Source organism: Streptomyces sp. NPDC044003 (genome assembly GCF_056435185.1).
This window is the reverse complement of sequence record NZ_JBWKFA010000004.1, coordinates 102,777-119,900: the sequence shown is the minus strand read 5'-3', so window position 1 is coordinate 119,900 and position 17,124 is coordinate 102,777. Positions and strand designations below refer to the sequence as shown.

The 17,124-nt window shown below is 72.8% G+C and carries 16 protein-coding genes; 8 read left to right on the top strand and 8 right to left on the bottom strand.

What is annotated here, in order from left to right:
• Positions 1-5 precede the first annotated feature (5 nt).
• Positions 6-2,030 carry a beta-galactosidase gene (locus tag AC07AW_RS17695; RefSeq protein WP_478816386.1) on the bottom strand — a complete coding sequence of 675 codons (2,025 nt, stop codon included), beginning with the start codon at positions 2,028-2,030 and terminating at the stop codon, positions 6-8.
• Between the two features lie 209 nt (positions 2,031-2,239).
• On the opposite strand from AC07AW_RS17695, the gene AC07AW_RS17690 reads away from it, so the two are divergent.
• The 4 genes from AC07AW_RS17690 to AC07AW_RS17675 are packed head-to-tail and all read left to right on the top strand — an operon-like array spanning position 2,240 to position 6,453.
• On the top strand, positions 2,240-3,556 hold the full coding sequence (locus AC07AW_RS17690) for an ABC transporter substrate-binding protein (RefSeq protein ID WP_478816385.1): 1,317 nt from the start codon (positions 2,240-2,242) through the stop codon (positions 3,554-3,556).
• Positions 3,553-4,485, top strand: coding sequence for a carbohydrate ABC transporter permease (locus AC07AW_RS17685; RefSeq protein ID WP_478816384.1), 933 nt, complete (start codon positions 3,553-3,555; stop codon positions 4,483-4,485). Before AC07AW_RS17690 ends, AC07AW_RS17685 begins: the two co-directional genes overlap by 4 nt.
• The gene (locus AC07AW_RS17680) at positions 4,482-5,399 is read left to right on the top strand and encodes a carbohydrate ABC transporter permease (RefSeq protein WP_478816383.1); all 918 of its coding nucleotides are present in this window, start codon (positions 4,482-4,484) and stop codon (positions 5,397-5,399) included. Before AC07AW_RS17685 ends, AC07AW_RS17680 begins: the two co-directional genes overlap by 4 nt.
• Before the next feature lie 28 nt (positions 5,400-5,427).
• On the top strand, positions 5,428-6,453 hold the full coding sequence (locus AC07AW_RS17675; RefSeq protein ID WP_478816382.1) for a LacI family DNA-binding transcriptional regulator: 1,026 nt from the start codon (positions 5,428-5,430) through the stop codon (positions 6,451-6,453).
• On the opposite strand, the gene AC07AW_RS17670 is transcribed toward AC07AW_RS17675, so the two are convergent.
• The 3 genes from AC07AW_RS17670 to AC07AW_RS17660 are packed head-to-tail and all read right to left on the bottom strand — an operon-like array spanning position 6,413 to position 9,224.
• Positions 6,413-7,090: a LutC/YkgG family protein gene (locus tag AC07AW_RS17670; RefSeq protein ID WP_478816381.1), complete on the bottom strand. Its 678-nt coding sequence runs from the start codon at positions 7,088-7,090 to the stop codon at positions 6,413-6,415. The genes AC07AW_RS17675 and AC07AW_RS17670 overlap by 41 nt on opposite strands.
• Complete coding sequence (locus AC07AW_RS17665) at positions 7,087-8,511, bottom strand: LutB/LldF family L-lactate oxidation iron-sulfur protein (protein WP_478816380.1); 1,425 nt, start codon at positions 8,509-8,511, stop codon at positions 7,087-7,089. The genes AC07AW_RS17670 and AC07AW_RS17665 overlap by 4 nt, the downstream gene beginning before the upstream one ends.
• Entirely contained in the window at positions 8,508-9,224 is a 717-nt protein-coding gene (locus AC07AW_RS17660) for a (Fe-S)-binding protein (RefSeq protein ID WP_478816379.1), read from the bottom strand. Before AC07AW_RS17660 ends, AC07AW_RS17665 begins: the two co-directional genes overlap by 4 nt.
• Positions 9,225-9,450: 226 nt before the next feature.
• Here AC07AW_RS17660 and AC07AW_RS17655 point away from each other — a divergent pair, with 226 nt between their 5' ends.
• On the top strand, positions 9,451-10,521 hold the full coding sequence (locus AC07AW_RS17655; RefSeq protein ID WP_478816378.1) for a LacI family DNA-binding transcriptional regulator: 1,071 nt from the start codon (positions 9,451-9,453) through the stop codon (positions 10,519-10,521).
• A gap of 18 nt (positions 10,522-10,539) precedes the next feature.
• Here AC07AW_RS17655 and xylA read toward each other — a convergent pair whose 3' ends face one another.
• Positions 10,540-11,709 (bottom strand): xylose isomerase, encoded by a 1,170-nt coding sequence (gene xylA / locus AC07AW_RS17650; protein ID WP_478816377.1) that lies wholly within the window; start codon positions 11,707-11,709, stop codon positions 10,540-10,542.
• 104 nt (positions 11,710-11,813) lie between these two features.
• On the opposite strand from xylA, the gene xylB reads away from it, so the two are divergent.
• Entirely contained in the window at positions 11,814-13,292 is a 1,479-nt protein-coding gene (gene xylB, locus AC07AW_RS17645; protein ID WP_478816376.1) for a xylulokinase, read from the top strand.
• Between the two features lie 65 nt (positions 13,293-13,357).
• On the top strand, positions 13,358-13,585 hold the full coding sequence (locus tag AC07AW_RS17640) for a hypothetical protein (protein WP_478816375.1): 228 nt from the start codon (positions 13,358-13,360) through the stop codon (positions 13,583-13,585).
• 48 nt (positions 13,586-13,633) lie between these two features.
• Here the strand turns inward: AC07AW_RS17640 and AC07AW_RS17635 are convergent, their stop codons facing one another.
• From AC07AW_RS17635 to AC07AW_RS17625, 3 genes are all read right to left on the bottom strand, one after another.
• Complete coding sequence (locus AC07AW_RS17635) at positions 13,634-14,143, bottom strand: hypothetical protein (protein ID WP_478816374.1); 510 nt, start codon at positions 14,141-14,143, stop codon at positions 13,634-13,636.
• 89 nt (positions 14,144-14,232) lie between these two features.
• Positions 14,233-15,174 (bottom strand): ketopantoate reductase family protein, encoded by a 942-nt coding sequence (locus AC07AW_RS17630; protein WP_478816373.1) that lies wholly within the window; start codon positions 15,172-15,174, stop codon positions 14,233-14,235.
• On the bottom strand, positions 15,171-15,740 hold the full coding sequence (locus AC07AW_RS17625; protein ID WP_478816372.1) for a winged helix-turn-helix transcriptional regulator: 570 nt from the start codon (positions 15,738-15,740) through the stop codon (positions 15,171-15,173). The genes AC07AW_RS17630 and AC07AW_RS17625 overlap by 4 nt, the downstream gene beginning before the upstream one ends.
• Before the next feature lie 158 nt (positions 15,741-15,898).
• On the opposite strand from AC07AW_RS17625, the gene AC07AW_RS17620 reads away from it, so the two are divergent.
• Complete coding sequence (locus tag AC07AW_RS17620) at positions 15,899-17,101, top strand: ROK family protein (RefSeq protein ID WP_478816371.1); 1,203 nt, start codon at positions 15,899-15,901, stop codon at positions 17,099-17,101.
• The last annotated feature ends 23 nt before the right edge of the window (positions 17,102-17,124 follow it).

Sequence of the window (17,124 nt, the reverse complement as noted above, 5' to 3'; positions counted from 1 at the left end):
TGGGCTCAGGCGTCGAGGCGTACGACCCTGACGGCGCCGGCCGGGACGGTGAGCTTGCCGTCCGCCGCGTCACCGTGGAGGAGCTCCGTACCGGAGCCGTCCAGCGGCACCTCGGCGTCCTCGGCGGAGTGGTTCAGGGCGAAGACGTACCGCTGTCCGGCATCCCCGGCGCGGTGCACGACCTCCACGTCGTGGGGGAGCGCGGTGCGCGGGGCGACCTCGGCGTCCTCGCAGGCGGCGGCGAGGATCGCGTCGAGCGAGGCCGCGTCGAGGCGGGTGGAGACGTACCAGGCGGTGCCCCGGCCGAGCCGGTGCCGGGTGACGGCGGGCCCGCCGGCGGCCGGGCCGTCCGCGTACGTCCACACGGTCTCCGCCCCGCGCGGGCGGACGAACTCCGTCCAGACGTCGGCGGTGAGCGTGGCGCCGTCCGGCCCGGTGACCGTCACGCGCTGGTCGTCCAGGAGCGGGGACCACTCGTCCACGGTGAGGCCGAGGACCTCGCGCAGGGCACCCGGGTAGGCGCCCGGGTGGACGGCGTCGTGCTCGTCGACGATCCCGGAGAAGTACGAGACGACGAGGGTGCCGCCGTTCTCGACGTACTCGCGGAGGTTCTGCCCGGCGGCCTCGGTGGTGAGGTAGAGCGCGGGCACGACGACCAGCGGGTAGGCCGAGAGGTCGGACTCGGGGTGCGCGAAGTCGACGGTGAGGTGCCGGTCGTAGAGGGTCTCGTAGAAGCTGTCGGCGCGCTCGCGGGCCTCGTGGGCCGCGTTCGGCCGCCATTCGAGGTTCTGCGCCCACCAGGAGTGCCAGTCCCAGACCATGGCGACGTCCGGGACGGTCCGGCTGCCGCGCACCTCCTCCAGGGCCTCGAGGCCGGCGCCGAGGGCGACGACCTCGCGCCAGATCCGGGTGTCGGTGCCGCCGTGCGGGACCATCGCGGAGTGGAACTTCTCGGCGCCGCGCCGGGACTGGCGCCACTGGAAGAACATGGCGCCCTCGGAGCCGCGGGCGACGTGGGCGAGGGAGTTGCGGGCCATCTCACCGGGGCGCTTGGCCGGGTTGCGGGCCTGCCAGTTCACGCCGGAGGTGGAGTGCTCCAGGAGCAGCCAGGGCGCGCCGCCGGCGACGGAGCGGGTGAGGTCGGCGGCCATGGCGAGGTTGACGTGGGTGCGGCGGCCGTCGGTGATCAGGTAGTGGTCGTTGGTGACGAGGTCGACCTCGCGGCCCCAGGCCCAGTAGTCGATCGAGTCGCACTGGCTGAGCGCGGTCATGAAGTTGGTGGTGACGGGGATTCCCGGGGTCAGTTCATGGAGGATGTCCCGTTCCGTCCGGAAGTTCTCCCGGATGGTGACGTCGGCGAAGCGGCGGTAGTCGAGCTGCTGTGCCGGGTTGCCGACGGTGGGGGTGGCGCGGGGCGGGTCGATCTCCTCGTACGAGCCGTAGTGCTGGCCCCAGAAGGCGGTGCCCCAGGCCTCGTTCACGGCGTCCACGGAGCCGTACGTCTCGTGGAGCCAGCGGCGGAAGTGAGCGGCGCAGCTGTCGCAGTAGCAGGCGCTGACGGGCACGCCGTACTCGTTGTGGACGTGCCAGAGGGCGAGCGCGGGGTGGCTGCCGTAACGCCGGGCCAGCTCGGTGGTGATCCCGGCGGCGGCCGTGCGGTAGGCGGTCGAACTGTGGCAGATCGCCCCGCGTGAGCCGTACGAGAGGCGGACGCCCTCGGCGGTGACGGGCAGGGCCTCGGGGTGGGCGCGGTAGAACCAGGCGGGCGGCGCGACGGTGGGGGTGCCGAGGTCGACGCGGACGCCGTTCTCGTGCAGCAGGTCGAGGATCCGGTCGAGCCAGCCGAAGTCGTACCGGCCCGGCTCGGGTTCGAGCAGGGCCCAGGAGAAGATCCCGACGCTCACCATGGTGACGCCGGCCTCGCGCATCAGCCGGACGTCCTCCTGCCAGACGCTTTCCGGCCACTGTTCGGGGTTGTAGTCCCCGCCGAACGCGAGCCGGTGCAGGCCCTTGGGAGCGGTCTGCGGCATGAGTCTCTCCTGAAACCTCGGAAGCGGGAAGCTTTGGTTCGTTGGGAACGTGCACACACTCGATCTCGATGTGGCAACGCAACATAACCGCACACGAACAACCATTGACAAGTGTCCGGAACATTTCTCTACTGTGAACGCTCACAGATGCATGACCGGCCATCCCGCTCCCGGGAGAGGCCCCTTTTTCGGTCAGGGAGAAGTACCCCATGCCTCACATCTCGCGCCGCGGACTCGCCGCCGCCACCGCCGTCCTGCTCGGCGCCACCGCGCTCTCCGCCTGCGGTTCCTCCGACTCCGGCGACAAGGCGGGCGCCGAGTCCGGCCCCGTCTCGCTCACCTACTGGGCCTGGGCGCCCGGCATGGACAAGGTCGCCGCCCTCTGGAACGCCGAGCACCCCGACATCAAGGTCACCGTGCAGAAGCAGGCCTCCGGCGACGACCTCGTCACCAAGATCATCACCGCGACGAAGGCGCACAAGGGCCCCGACCTCGTCCAGGCCGAGTACCAGGCCCTCCCGACCCTCGTCAGCAACGACTCCCTGGCCGACATGGACGGCGAGGTCTCGGAGACCGTCAAGAACGCCTTCGCCCCCGGCATCTGGCAGCAGACCACCCTCGGCGGCGACGGCGTCTACGCCCTGCCGCAGGACTCCGGGCCGCTGATGTTCTTCTACCGCGAGGACCTCTTCAAGCAGTACGGCCTCTCCGTCCCCACCACCTGGGACGAGTTCGCCGCCACCGCCCGCACCCTGAAGAAGAAGGCCCCCGGCAAGTCCCTCACCACCTTCTCCGCCAACGACGCCGGCCTCTTCGCCGGCCTCTCCCAGCAGGCCGGCGCCAAGTGGTGGACCTACGAGGGCGACAAGTGGAAGGTCGGCATCGACGACGCCGCGACCAAGAAGGTCACCGACTTCTGGGGCGGCCTGGTCGCCGAGGGCGCCATCGACAACCAGCCCATGTACACCCCCGCCTGGAACAAGGCCATGAACACCGGCGAGCAGCTCGCCTGGGTCAGCGCCGTCTGGGCCCCCGGCACCCTCACCACCGCCGCCCCCGACGGCAAGGGCAAGTGGGCCATGGCCCCGCTCCCGCAGTGGACCAAGGGCGACAACTCCACCGGAAGCTGGGGCGGCTCCTCCACCGCCGTCACCTCCGACTCGAAGCACAAGGAAGCCGCCGCGAAGTTCGCCATCTGGCTGAACACCGACCCGAAGGCCCTCGCCGCCCTCGTCAAGGAGAGCGGCATCTACCCCGCCGCCACCGCCGCCCAGACCAGCGGCGCCCTCGCCAAGGCCCCCGACTACTTCGCCAACCAGCCCGACTTCTACACCCGCGCCGCCGAGATCGCGAAGACCACCGCGCCGGGCGCCTGGGGCCCCAACGTGAACGTCGCCTACACCTCCTTCAAGGACGAGTTCGGCAAGGCCGCCAAGGCCAAGTCCGGCTTCGGCACCGCCCTCACGGACGTGCGGAACACCACCGTCGCGGACCTGGAGAAGCAGGGCTTCGGAGTCGCCAAGTGACGCAGCCCCACCAGGGCGCGCGCCGGTCGTACGGGGTCAAGGCGGCCCCGTACGGCTTCCTCCTCCCCGCCGCCGTCCTCTTCGCCCTCTTCTTCGCCCTGCCCATCGGCTACGCCGTCTGGCTCAGCTTCCACAAGGTCGAGATCAAGGGCCTCGGCCTCGGCAAGGGAGCCCGGCACGAGGTCTGGGCCGGTCTGCAGAACTACACCTCCGCCCTCACCGACTCCGAGTTCCTCCACAGCGCCCTGCGCGTCCTCGGCTACGGCGCGATCGTCGTCCCCGTCATGCTCGGCCTCGCCCTGTTCTTCGCGCTCCTGCTCGACTCCGAGCGCGTCCGGGCCCGCTCCTTCGCCCGCCTCGCGATCTTCCTGCCGTACGCCGTCCCCGGCGTCATCGCCGCGCTCCTCTGGGGCTTCCTCTACCTCCCCGACGTCAGCCCCTTCCTCTACGTCCTCGACGCCCTCGGCCTCCCGCAGCCGGACCTCATGGACGGCGGACCGCTCTACCTGGCGATGTCGAACATCGCGATCTGGGGCGGCACCGGCTTCAACATGATCGTCATCTACACCGCCCTGCGCTCCCTGCCCGCCGACGTGTACGAGGCGGCCAAGCTCGACGGCTGCTCGGAGCTCCAGATCGCGCTCCGCATCAAGATCCCGATGGTGGCGCCCTCCCTGGTGCTCACCTTCTTCTTCTCGATCATCGCCACCCTCCAGGTCTTCAACGAGCCCATGACGCTCAAGCCGCTCACCAACGGCATCCCCTCCACCTGGAGCCCCCTCATGAAGGTCTACAGCGACGCCTTCACCGGCGGGAACATCCACGCCGCCTCGGCCACCGCCGTCGTGCTCGCCCTCGCCACCTTCGCGCTCTCCTTCGCCCTCCTGAGGATCTCCAACCGCCGCACCACACAAGGAGCAAGCCGATGACCGGGCTCGCCTCCCCGATCCGCGCCGCCGCCCCGGCCGCCGGCACCACCCCCGGCACCTCCCAGGGCCCGCCGCCGCCCCGCCCCCGCCGCACCGCCCTGCTCCCCACGGCGGCCCTCGTCCTCGGCGCGCTGTACTGCCTGCTGCCCGTCGCCTGGGTCCTGGTCGCCGCCACCAAGTCGGGCCAGGACCTCTTCGCCACCTTCACCTTCCTGCCCGGCGACGGCTTCGCCGACAACCTCGCCGACCTGAACACGTACCGCGAGGGCATCTACTGGCGCTGGATGGGCAACTCCGTCTTCTACGCGGGCCTCGGCGCCGTCCTGTCCACCGTCGTCTCCGCGTTCGCCGGATACGCCTTCGCCGTCTACCGCTTCCGCGGCCGCGAGGCCTTCTTCAACCTGATCCTCACCGGCGTCCTCATGCCGCCGGTCATCCTCGCCATCCCCCAGTACCTCCTCATGGCCGAGGCCGACCTCACGGACACCTACACGTCGGTCCTGCTCCCGCTGATCCTCTCCCCGTACGGCGTCTACCTCGGCCGCATCTACGCCGAGGCCGCCATCCCCATGGAACTGGTCGAGGCGGGGCGCATGGACGGCGCCGGCGAGTGGCGGATCTTCCTGCGGATCGCCGTCCCCATGATGTCCCCGGGCCTGGTGACGATCTTCCTGTTCCAGTTCGTCGCCATCTGGAACAACTTCCTGCTTCCGTTCATCATGCTCGGCGACGACGAGAAGTTCCCCATGACCGTCGGCCTGTTCACCCTCCTCAAGCAGGGCGCCAGCCAGCCCTCCCTCTACACCCTCGTCATCACCGGAGCCCTCCTCGCCGTACTCCCGCTCATCGCCCTGTTCCTGGTCATCCAGCGCTTCTGGAGCCTCGACCTGCTCTCCGGCGCCGTAAAGTCCTGACCACAGGGGATCGAGGGGAAACACACAGATGAGCACAGCAGCGAGCAGGCGCCGCCCGGCGACCATCCACGACGTGGCCCGCGAGGCCGGAGTCTCGCGCGGCACCGTCTCCCGCGTCCTCAACGGCGGCCACTACGTCAGCCCGACGGCGAAAGCCGCCGTCGACGCCGCGATCCGAAGAACGGGATACGTCGTCAACCGGCACGCCCGCTCGCTGATCACCGGCAAGTCCGACTCGGTCGCCTTCCTCCTGACCGAACCCCAGGAGCGCTTCTTCGAGGACCCCAACTTCAACGTCCTCCTCAGGGCCTGCACCCAGGCACTCGCCGCCCAGGACATCCCGCTCCTCCTGATGATCGCGGGCACCGAGGACGAACGCCGCCGCAACCTCCGCTACATCGAGGCCGGCCACGTCGACGGCGTCCTCCTCGTCTCCAGCCACTCCGGCGACCCCGTGGTGGCCCGGCTGCACGAGGCCGGCGTCCCCGTCGTCGCCTGCGGCAAGCCCCTCGGCCAGACCACCAAGATCGGCTACGTCGCCGCCGACGACCGGGACGGCGCCCGCGACATGGTGCGCCACCTGTACGCGACCGGGCGGCGCCGGATCGCCACCGTCACCGGCCCGCTCGACACCCCCGGCGGCGTCGAGCGCCTCGCCGGCTACCGCGAGACGCTCGCCGAACACGGCCTGCCCGTCGACGAGACCCTCATCGCCACCGGCGACTACAGCCGCGCCAGCGGCGAGGACGCGGCCCGCGCCCTCCTGGAGCGCGCACCCGACATCGACGCCGTCTTCGTCGCCTCCGACCTGATGGCGCAGGGCGTCCTCGACGCGCTCGCCCGGGCCGGCCGGCGAGTCCCCGAGGACGTCGCCGTCGGCGGCTTCGACGACTCCCCGGCGGCCCTCTCCTCCCGGCCCTCGCTGACGACGATCCGTCAGCCCTGGGACCGGATCAGCACCGAGATGGTCCGGACGCTCCTCGCGCGGATAGCGGGCGAGGACCCGGCGACGGTCATCCTGCCGACGGAGCTGATCCGCCGGGAGTCGGCGTAGCGGGGCCGTCCGTCACCAGGATCACCTCAAGGGTCCGCGGCCCGTGGACGCCCTCGACGCGGTCGAGTTCGATGTCGCTGGTCGCGGAGGGACCGGAGATCCAGGTCAGCGGACGCGCCGGGTCGAGCCGGGGGAGCGCCGGCGGCACCGAGGCCACCACCTGCTCCGGGGCCCGCACCACGCAGAGGTGCAGATCGGGGACGAGGGTGAGCGCCCGGCGGCCCTGACCCGGACCGCCGTCCAGGACGATGCTGCCGGTCTCGGCGATCGCCAGCGCGCACCCCGTCACCACGGCGTCGATGCCGTCGAGGTCGTACGGGGTCAGCCGGGGCTCGTCGAACCGCCGCACGGCCCCGGCCGCGGCGAGCCACTCCTCGGGCAGCCCGGGCGGTACGACGACACTGCGCGCGCCGTGCTCCGCGAGGAGCCGCGCGACGAGCCCGGCGAGGCCGTCCGGCGCGGTGCGGTGGACGTGGGCCCGGTAGTCGGCGAGGTTCTCGTGGAGGAGATCGAGGAGCCGGGCCGGGTCGTCCGGGGTGTGGCTGGTCCGGTAGTCGCGGGCGACGGGCGCCGCCTCGGGGGCGTCCGCGACGGCGGCACGGATCCGGGCGAGGATCCGTGCGCGGGAGTCGGTCATGTGCGGTTCTTCTTCCACCAGTCGCGGAACGGTTCGGCGGGCATCTCGGGCAGGTCGCGGCTGTCCGTCCACGGGCCGACGCCCGGCCCGGGCAGCTTTTTCGGGTGGAGTGTGCGGGTCTTCGAGGCGAGGCGTTCGCCGGTGGCGAGGACGCCGGGGTGGTTCAGGACCCAGGTGGAGGCCTTGATGGCGGCCTTCTCCAGGCGGTGTCCCTTCCCGCCCTGCTCGGCGACCTTCTCCCGTAGGTGGACGAGTACTTCGGGGATGTCGATGGCGACGGGGCAGACCTCGTAGCAGGCGCCGCAGAGGGAGGAGGCGTACGGGAGGGAGGCGTCGACCTCGCTCGCGGTGCCGCGCAGTTGCGGGGTGAGGATGGCGCCGATGGGGCCGGGGTAGACGGAGCCGTAGGCGTGGCCTCCGGCCCGTTCGTACACGGGGCAGACGTTGAGGCAGGCGGAGCAGCGGATGCAGCGCAGGGCCTGCCGCCCGACCTCGTCGGCGAGGGCATCGGTGCGGCCGTTGTCGAGGAGGACGAGGTGGAAGGTCGTGGGGCCGTCGGTGTCGGTCGTGCCGGTCCACATGCTCGTGTAGGGGTTCATGCGCTCGGCGGTGGAGGAGCGGGGGAGGGTCTGGAGGAAGACCTCCAGGTCCCGCCAGGTGGGCACGATCTTCTCGATGCCGACGACGGAGATGAGGGTCTGGGGGAGGGTGAGGCACATGCGTCCGTTGCCCTCGGATTCGACGACGACGAGGGTGCCGGTCTCGGCGACCATGAAGTTGGCGCCGGAGATGCCGACCTTGGCGCGGAGGAACTTCTCCCGCAGGTGCAGGCGGGCGGCCTCGGCGAGTTCGGCGGGGCTGTCGGTGAGGTCGTGGGGTGCCTCGCGGCCCCACTTGCCCATCTCGGAGCGGAAGATGTCGCGGATCTCGCCGCGGTTGCGGTGGATCGCCGGGACCAGGATGTGTGAGGGGCGGTCCTCGCCGAGCTGCACGATCAGTTCCGCGAGATCCGTCTCGTACGCGGCGATGCCCTCGGCCTCCAGGGCCTCGTTGAGTCCGATCTCCTGGGTGGCCATCGACTTGACCTTGACCACCTCGCTCTCCCCGGTGGCCTTGACGAGGTCGGCGACGATCCGGTTGGCCTCCGCCGCGTCGGCCGCCCAGTGCACGGTCCCGCCGGCGGCCGTCACCGCCTCCTCCAACTGCAGGAGATATGTGTCGAGGTGACGGAGCGTCTGGTCCTTGATGCGCCTGCCGGCCTCGCGCAGCTCGGCCCAGTCGTCGAGCTCGGCGACCGCCTTCGCCCGCTTGTCGCGGATGGTGTGGGTGGCGTGCCGCAGGTTCGCCCGCAGGGTCTCGTTCCGTACGGCCTCGTGCGCCGCCTTCGGGAAGGCCGGCATACCGACGAAGGTCCCGCTCATGCCCAGGGCTCCTCTTCCGTGCTGGCGAGAATCTCGGCGAGGTGCAGCGCGCGCAGCGGCGCCTCCTGACGTCTCAGCATGCCGCCCACGTGCAGCAGACAGGAGTTGTCCGCGCCGCACAGGACCTCCGCGCCGGTGGACAGCGCGTTCGTGATCTTGTCGGCGCCCATCGCCGCCGAGACGTCCGGGTTCTTCACCGCGAACGTGCCGCCGAAGCCGCAGCACTCCTCCGCGCCCGGCAGCTCCACCAGCTCCAGGCCCTTCACCGCCTCCAGGAGCCGCCGCGGTCGCTCCCCGAGCCCGAGCAGCCGCAGGCCGTGACAGGAGGGGTGGTACGTCACCCGGTGCGGGAAGTACGCGCCCACGTCCGTCAGGCCCAGCACGTCCACGAGGAACTCCGTCAGCTCGTACACGCGAGGGGCCAGGCCCGCCGCGTCCGCGCCGAACGACGGGTAGTGGTGGCGGATCATGGCCGCGCACGAACCCGACGGGGTGACGACGTGGTCGTACCCCTCGAAGGCCCGGACCGTGCGCCGGACGAGCGGCTCGGTCTCCGTGCGGTAGCCGGTGTTGAACTGCGGCTGCCCGCAGCAGGACTGCGCCGCAGGGAAGTCGACCTCCACGCCGAGCCGTTCGAGGAGTCGTACCGTGGCCACGCCCGTGGACGGGAAGACGGCGTCGTTGACGCAGGTGACGAAGAGGGCGACACGCATCACGGGTTCCTCGGGGCGGAGTCGAGTCGGGCGGCGGCGCTTGCGGTACGCAGTGTCGCAGGGGTCACTTCCCCGCGGCGAGGAGACGAGTCGACGGGTCGATGCACTGACCGGTCGGTTCTCCGTCGTGTGAGGGGCTGCGGGCGCCCGGCCGCTTAGGATGAAATCACGGAGCGGGACCCCACCCGGACAGGGCGGCAGGGGCAGGACGGACCAGGTGGGACGGATGACGGACACCGCACGGACGGGTGGGCACGGCGGCGGCGCGGCCGGCGGTGGTGCCGGTTCCGTCGGGATCAAGGACGTGGCGCGCGAGGCGGGGGTCTCCGTCGGCACCGTCTCCAACGTGATCAACCAGCCCGACCGCGTCTCGCCCGCGACCCGCCGACACGTCCAGGACGTCATCGCGCGCCTCGGTTACGTGCGCAGCGAGTCCGCCCGCCAGCTCAGGGCGGGCCGCAGCCGCATCATGGCGCTGCTCGTGCTCGACATGGGGAACCCCTTCTTCGTCGACATCGCCCGCGGCGCCGAGCGCACCGCCCGCGCCGCCGGCCTGGGCGTCATGGTCTGCAACAGCGACCAGAACCCGGCCGACGAGGCCGACTACCTCTCCCTCTTCGCCGAACAGCGCGTCCGGGGCGTCCTGGTCACCCCCGCCGACCCCAGCGGGGAGAACCTGCGGGCGTTCCGCCGCCACGGCATCCCGTCCGTGCTCGTCGACCGGGTGGCGGGCGACGACGCCGGCTGCTCGGTCTCCGTCGACGACGTCGTCGGCGGCTCCCTCGCGATCCGGCACCTCGTCGCGACGGGCCACCGCTCCTTCGCCTACGTCAGCGGCCCCGGCCATCTCCAGCAGGTCCGCGACCGGCGCGAGGGCGCCCTGCTCGCGCTCGCCGAGGCCGGGCTGCCGGCCTCGGCGCTCCGGGAGCTTCCGACCGAGCGCCTGGACGTGGCGTCGGGACGGGACGCCGGGTCCCGGCTGCTCGGCCTCGCCGACCGTCCGACCGCGGTCTTCTGCGCCAACGACCTGCTCGCCCTGGGCGTGCTCCAGGCGCTGTACGCGGCGGGGGTCCGGGTCCCGGAGGACATGGCGATCGTCGGCTACGACGACATCGAGTTCGCCGCGGCCGCGACCGTACCGCTGACCTCCGTACGACAGCCCGCGCTGACCCTCGGGGCGAAGGCCGCGGAGCTGCTCCTGGAGGAGACCGGCGAGCAGGCGGGCGACCACCGGCACGAGCACGTGGTGCTCCAGCCGGAACTGGTCGTCCGCCGCTCGACACTCGCCGGGCGCTGACCGCTTCGCGCGAGCGGCTCAGCGCACGCCGAGCAGGTGCTCCAGGGCCAGCTGGTCCAGGTGCTCGAAGGCCATCGAGCGTGCCGCGGCCGCGTCCGGGTCGAAGGTCTCGTACGCCGTGGGGTCGGCGAGCAGCCCCGCGAGACCGTCGGCGGCCGTGGGAACGGCGAGCTCGGGCAGCCGGGAGGCGGCGAGCGCCGCCACGACGTCCGGGTCGGCGCGGAAGGCCGCCGCGCGCTCCTTGAGGATCAGGTAGTTCCGCATGCAGTTCTTCGCGGACTCCCACACCCCGTCGAAGCCGTCGGTGCGCACCGGCTTGAAGTCGAAGTGGCGCGGACCCGTGTAACCGGCCGTCTCCAGGAGGTCCACCAGCCAGAACGCCTGGCGCAGGTCGCCCGCGCCGAAGCGGAAGTCCTGGTCGTACTTGATGCCCGACTGGCCGTTCAGGTCGATGTGGAACAGCTTGCCGGCCCACAGCGCCTGCGCGATGCCGTGCGGGAAGTTGAGCCCGGCCATCTGCTCGTGGCCGGTCTCCGGGTTCACGCCGACGAGCTCGGGGCGTTCCAGGCGCTCGATGAAGGCGAGCGCGTGTCCGATGGTGGGCAGCAGGATGTCGCCGCGCGGCTCGTTCGGCTTGGGCTCGATCGCGAAGCGCAGGTCGTAGCCCTGCTCGGTGACGTACTGGCCGAGCAGGTCGAAGGCCTCCTTCATCCGGTCGAGCGCGACCCGGACGTCCTTCGCGGCGCCGGACTCGGAGCCCTCCCGGCCGCCCCAGGCGACGTAGGTGGTGGCGCCGAGCTCGACGGCCAGATCGATGTTCCGGAGGGTCTTGCGCAGGGCGAAACGGCGCACGTCCCGGTCGTTGGCGGTGAAGGCGCCGTCCTTGAAGACGGGGTGGCTGAAGAGGTTCGTGGTCGCCATGGGCACGGCGAGTCCGGTGCTGTCCAGGGCGGCCCGGAAGCGCTTGACGACGGCGTCCCGCTCGCCGTCCGGCGCCCCGAAGGGGATCAGGTCGTCGTCGTGGAAGGTGATGCCGTACGCACCGAGGGCGGCGAGCCGCTCGACGGCCTCGACGGGGTCGAGGGCGGGGCGGGTCGCCTCGCCGAAGGGGTCGCGGCCCTGCCAGCCCACGGTCCAGAGGCCGAAGGTGAACCGGTCCTCGGGCGTGGGGGTGAAGCGCTCCGACATGGTGTCTCCCTGCTACTGGCCGTCGGATTTGTTTTCTGAGATAACTAATACGGGAAGGGGCCGCTCGGCGCCACCCCCGGACGAACCCGAGATGAGGTGAGGGCGTGCCCACGAGCCGCTCCGTCGTGATCGGCGTGGACAGCTCCACGCAGTCCACCAAAGCCGCCGCCGTCGACGCCGACACCGGCGAGCTCCTCGCCCTCGGCCGCGCCCCGCACACCGTCACCGGCTCCGCCGGGGCGCGCGAGAGCGACCCCGAGGAGTGGTGGACCGCCCTCGCCGCGGCCGTCCGCGCGGCGGTACGGGACGCGGGCGTCCCCGCGGCCTCCGTCACCGGCATCGCGGTCGCCGGCCAGCAGCACGGCCTCGTCACCCTCGGTGCCGACGGCCGGCCCCTGCGCCCCGCACTGCTCTGGAACGACACCCGGTCCGCCCCGCAGGCGGCCGCCCTCGCCGCCCGCCTCGGCGGCCCCGAGCCCTGGCTGGAGCGGACCGGTTCGGTCCCCGTCGCCTCCATGACCGCCGCCAAGTGGCAGTGGCTCCGCGAGAACGAGCCGGAGCACGCCGAGGCCGCGCGCGGCATCCGCCTCCCGCACGACCACCTCACCGAACGCCTCTCCGGAGCCGCCGTCACCGACCCCGGGGACGCCTCGGGCACCTGCTGGTACGGGACCGCCACCGGCGCCTACGACAAGGAGATCCTCGACCTCCTCGGCCTGGCCCCGGACCTGCTGCCCGCCGTCGCCGCCACCGGCGCCACCCGCGTCGGCACCCTCACCCCGGCCGCCGCCGAGGCCCTCGGCCTGCCCCGTACGGTCGCCGTCGCCGCCGGGACCGGCGACAACATGGCCGCCGCCGTCGGACTGGGGCTCGGCGGCGCGGGCCTGCTCGACCACCCCGTGGTCAGCCTCGGCACCTCCGGGACCGTCTTCGCCGCGACCCGCGCCCGTCCCGCCGACCCCGGACTCGCCGGCTTCGCCGCCGCCGACGGCACGTACCTCCCGCTCGGCTGCACCCTCAACTGCACGCTCGCCGTGGACCGGTTCGCCACCCTCCTCGGCCTCGACCGCGAGGACGCGGCACCGGGCGGCGGTGTCGTCGTCCTCCCGTACCTGGACGGCGAACGCACCCCCGACCTCCCGCACGCCGCCGGACTCGTCACCGGCCTCCGGCACGGCACCGACCCGCGCGCGATCCTGGGCGCCGCCTACGAGGGCGCGGCCTTCACCGTCCTCCGCGCCCTCGACGAACTCCTGACCGCCTGCGGCCTCGACCCGGCCGAGCCGGCCGTACGGGACCGCCCGCTGCGCCTCATCGGCGGCGGCGCCCGCGGCCGGGCCTGGACCGAGACCGTCCGCAGACTCTCCGGACGCCCCCTGGTCGTCCCGGCCGCCGAGGAACTCGTCGCCCTCGGCGCGGCGGCGCTGGCCGCGGGAGCGGTGACCGGCGCCGACCCGGTGGCCCTGGCCACGGCATGGGGCACGGGCGAGGGTGCGCTCCTGCCCGCGGTTCCCCGTGACGAGGAGACCTGGGACCGGATCGCGACCGTCCTCGCCGCGGCGGCACCGACACTGCTGCGGTGACGTGCGGGACCCTGTTCCACCCCCGATCTGCGGGTTACCCTGCGGAAAACGACGGGGGAGGCACCATGACCGCACTACTGATCCTGTTCGGCGTACTCGGCGCCATCGGGGCGCTGTTGACCGTCACCCTGCTCCGCAGGGGCGGCCGCCGCGCGGACACGGTCGAGGGCCTGCTCCAGGAACAGGAGTCCCTCCGCCAGGCCAAGGCCGACCGGGTCTCCTTCGGCCTGGGCGCCCACAACTCCCTCCCGACCGCGAGCGACAACTACATCCGCCGCAACGGCCGGCGTTGAGCCACGGTCGTACGGGCTTGAGGGGACGTCGTCACATCCCCCGGCCGCTCAGCGGGCCGCACGGCGGCGGTGGTATGCGACCGCCACTGCCGTGAGCAGCGGGGCCCAGGCCAGGAGGGGCAGGTAGCAGACGGAGAACAGGGTCTCCTGGAGCGGGCCCTCGGTGTGGGTGCCGGGGGAGTTCTCGCCGATGCCCGCGTACGCCACGTACGCGAACCAGCCGGTGAGGGCGGCGAGTCCGAACGCCCCGGCCAGCGCGGCGAAGGTCGCGCCCCGGGCGCCGACCGGCCGCCCGCCGACGAACGGCAGCCTGCGCGGGAACACCTCGCCCCACTCGCGGACCAGACCCAGCGTCAGAAAGGCGAGCAGCTCGGCGAGCACCGTGAGGACGAGCTGGAAGACAGCCAGGCCGAGCGTCGGGTCGTCCACCCGGGCCACCGGCGCGCCGAACGTCAGGGCGACGCGCCAGAGGCCGGACGGCAGGACGATCAGCGGGACGGCGTGGGCGGCGACGACGGCCCAACGGGGCACGTCCGGCAGGGCCTTGAGCTTCATCATGGTGTTCAGACTGCCGCCGGACCGAGGAGCCCGGCGTCGCCCCGGAGGCCGCGCCGTCTCCCCCGCGCGGGGGAGACGGCATCCTTCCCTCAGGCCCCCGTCACCGCCGTGACCCGCCGCTGGTGGACGCGCAGGTGCAGCGTCGCCAGGTCGAGGAGCGGGGTCGCCACGCCGAGGGTGCGCGCCCGGGCGGTCAGGTCGCCGAAGAGATGCTCGACCTCGGTGGGGCGGCCCGCCGCCAGGTCGCGGTAGAGGGACGGCACCATCGGCGAACCCGGCGCGGACACCACGGCGAGCGTCGCCGCCCGCTCCTCCTCCGGTACGGGGTGCCCGGCCGCGGCGGCGACGGCGGCCGCCTCGTCGAGCACCGCCGGACCGAGGGCCGGGCCGCCCTCCACGCCGTACACGTCGCCGACCGTGCCGCGCATCAGACTCGTCACCGCGCCGAACGTCGTGATGAACACCCACTTGTGCCACATCGCCGTGATGACGTCGGCCGGCACCGGCGCGTCGATCCCCGCCCCTTCGAGGACCTTGCGGATCCGCTCCACGCGCGCGGAGACCGTCCCGTCCCGCGGGTCCTGCTCCCCGAAGGTCAGATGGGCCAGCGGGGCGAGCCGCCGGATGTCACCCGCGTCGTCGAGGGTGGTCACCACCTTCGCCACGCCGCCGAGGACGGCCCGCGTGCCGAAGCGGGCGTTGAGGGTGTCGATGTGGGCGAGGCCGTTGAGCAGCGGTATGACGGCCGTGTCCGGTCCGACGGCCGGTGCGACGTCCTCGATCGCCCGGTCGAGGCCCGTGGACTTCACCGACAGCAGCACGAGGTCGTACGGCTCGCGCAGCTCGTCGGCCGTGACGAGGCGGGGCTCCACCGTCCACTCCTCGTCCCGGCCCACCACCCGCAGCCCGCGCTCGCGCAGCGCGGCCGCCCGGGCCGGGCGGACCAGGAAGGTGACGTCCTCGCCGGCGCGGGCGAGGAGGGCGCCGAAGTAGCCACCGGTGGCACCGGCGCCGACGACCAGGATGTTCATGAGGGTGAACCCTTCGTGGGGCGCCCCGAGGGCGCGGTGGTGAGCAGCGGGGTGAGCAGCCGGTGCGGCCGGGCGAGTGCCGCCGTCACCGGGTCGTCGTCCGGGGCCGAGGGGGCGAGCCCCGGGCCGGGGGCGACCATGACGTCCCCGACGGGCACGGCCGTGCCGCAGCCGGTGCAGCGCCCGTCCGGGCCGATCGGGGCCTCGTCCTCCGCGTGCAGGAAGACGCGGCGCGGGCCGCCCCCCGCCGCGTAGAACTCCTCGCCCCAGACAGTGAGCGCGCGGACGGCCGGCCAGAGGGCGATCCCCTTGGGCGTGAGCCCGTAGACCTCGCGGCGGCCCGTGCCCGCCTCGGGGCGGCGCGTCAGGACGCCCGCCTCGGTGAGCGTGGCGAGCCGGTCGGTGAGGACGGCCCGGGGGACGCCCAGGTGTGCGGCGAACTCCCCGAACCTGCGGACCCCGTAGAAGGCGTCGCGCAGGATCAGCAGCGTCCAGCGCTCGCCGACGATCTCCATCGAGCGAGCGAGGGCGCAGGTCTGACCGCGGTAGTCGCGCGGAAGCGTCATGGGCGGGAGCCTAGCGCAGATCAGTTCGGTGACTGAACTGTTTTCGTGTCGAGCGGCTGCATCCGTGTCGAACCGCTGCATCCGTGTCGAACCACCGCATCCCTGTCGAACGGCTGCATGCATGTCGAGCGAAAGGGACGACTAGGCTCGGGCTCACCATGAACCAGCCCACGGAACCCAAGGCCGACAAGTCGGGAGTGCGCCGGCACAACCTGAGCCTCGTCCTGCGGACCGTCCACGAGGCGGGCGAGACGACCCGGGCGGCGGTCGCGGCCCGGGTCGGGCTCACCCGGCCCGCCGTCTCCTCCCTCGTCGAGCAACTCCTCGACCTCGGCTTCCTCGTCGAATCGGGCAAGACCTTCAGCGGGCAGGCCGGACGGCCGGGCACCGTCCTCAAACCGGCGGACACCGGACCCGCCGGCGTCGGCGTCGAGATCAACGTCGACTACGTCACCGTCCGCGTCGTCGACCTGACCGGCACCGACCGCGTCCGCCGCACCGAGCACCTCGACAACCGGGAGGCCGACGCCGCCGGCGTCCTCGCCCGCGCCGCCGCCATCGCGGCGGAGGCCCTCGACGAGGCCGCCGAGCGACGCCTCGCCCCGGCCGCAGCCGCCCTCGCCCTCCCCGGACTCGTCTCCGGCGGGACCGTCCGGCAGGCCCCCAACCTCGGCTGGAACGAGGTCCCCGCGGAGGCCCTCTTCGGCAAGGCCCTCACCGCACTGCGCCCCGCCACCGCCGGCCTCCCGGTCACCTCCGACAACGAGGCCAACATGGCGGCCCTCGCCGAACTGTGGTCCGGCTCCCTCGGAGACATCCGCACCTTCCTGCACCTCACGGGCGAGATCGGCGTCGGCGGCGCGATCGTCGTCCACGGCGAACTCCTGCGCGGCGCCCACGGCTTCGCCGGCGAGATCGGACACCTCGTCGTCGACGCCGAAGGCCCGCGCTGCCGCTGCGGCTCCCGCGGCTGCCTGGAGCAGTACGCCGGGCAGGCCGCCCTCCTCGCCGCGGCGGACGCCACCGGCGTCCCGGACCTCGCCCGTCGCGCCGAGAGCGGGGAACCGCGCGCCCTCACCGCCCTCGCCGAAGCCGGCCGGATGCTCGGCCGCGCCCTGTCGGGAGCCGTGAACCTCCTCGACCCCGAGGCCGTCGTCCTCGGCGGCATCTACCCGCAGCTGATGCCCTGGCTGACGCCCGCCCTCGCCGATGAGCTCTCCGCCCGGGTCGTCTCCGGCCTCTGGACCCCGGACGCGGGGCGCCTGCGCCCGGCGTCCGCCGCCACCGACGCCTCGCGCGGCGCGGCCGCCCTCGTCCTCCACGACGTCCTGGCCGACCCCCTGACCTACGCGCCGCAGTAGGGACCCGCGTCACCGACCGCTCT

Excerpts from the sequence above, each read along its gene's own strand:
- AC07AW_RS17640 (WP_478816375.1), top strand. The coding sequence starts at position 13,358 with ATGACCGCACTACTGATCCTGTTCGGCGTACTCGGCGCCATCGGGGCG.
- xylA (WP_478816377.1), bottom strand. The coding sequence starts at position 11,709 with ATGTCGGAGCGCTTCACCCCCACGCCCGAGGACCGGTTCACCTTCGGC.
- AC07AW_RS17620 (WP_478816371.1), top strand. The coding sequence starts at position 15,899 with ATGAACCAGCCCACGGAACCCAAGGCCGACAAGTCGGGAGTGCGCCGG.
- AC07AW_RS17660 (WP_478816379.1), bottom strand. The coding sequence starts at position 9,224 with ATGCGTGTCGCCCTCTTCGTCACCTGCGTCAACGACGCCGTCTTCCCG.
- AC07AW_RS17665 (WP_478816380.1), bottom strand. The coding sequence starts at position 8,511 with ATGAGCGGGACCTTCGTCGGTATGCCGGCCTTCCCGAAGGCGGCGCAC.
- AC07AW_RS17630 (WP_478816373.1), bottom strand. The coding sequence starts at position 15,174 with ATGAACATCCTGGTCGTCGGCGCCGGTGCCACCGGTGGCTACTTCGGC.
- AC07AW_RS17675 (WP_478816382.1), top strand. The coding sequence starts at position 5,428 with ATGAGCACAGCAGCGAGCAGGCGCCGCCCGGCGACCATCCACGACGTG.
- AC07AW_RS17655 (WP_478816378.1), top strand. The coding sequence starts at position 9,451 with ATGACGGACACCGCACGGACGGGTGGGCACGGCGGCGGCGCGGCCGGC.
- AC07AW_RS17625 (WP_478816372.1), bottom strand. The coding sequence starts at position 15,740 with ATGACGCTTCCGCGCGACTACCGCGGTCAGACCTGCGCCCTCGCTCGC.
- AC07AW_RS17695 (WP_478816386.1), bottom strand. The coding sequence starts at position 2,030 with ATGCCGCAGACCGCTCCCAAGGGCCTGCACCGGCTCGCGTTCGGCGGG.
- AC07AW_RS17680 (WP_478816383.1), top strand. The coding sequence starts at position 4,482 with ATGACCGGGCTCGCCTCCCCGATCCGCGCCGCCGCCCCGGCCGCCGGC.
- AC07AW_RS17670 (WP_478816381.1), bottom strand. The coding sequence starts at position 7,090 with ATGACCGACTCCCGCGCACGGATCCTCGCCCGGATCCGTGCCGCCGTC.
- AC07AW_RS17635 (WP_478816374.1), bottom strand. The coding sequence starts at position 14,143 with ATGATGAAGCTCAAGGCCCTGCCGGACGTGCCCCGTTGGGCCGTCGTC.
- AC07AW_RS17690 (WP_478816385.1), top strand. The coding sequence starts at position 2,240 with ATGCCTCACATCTCGCGCCGCGGACTCGCCGCCGCCACCGCCGTCCTG.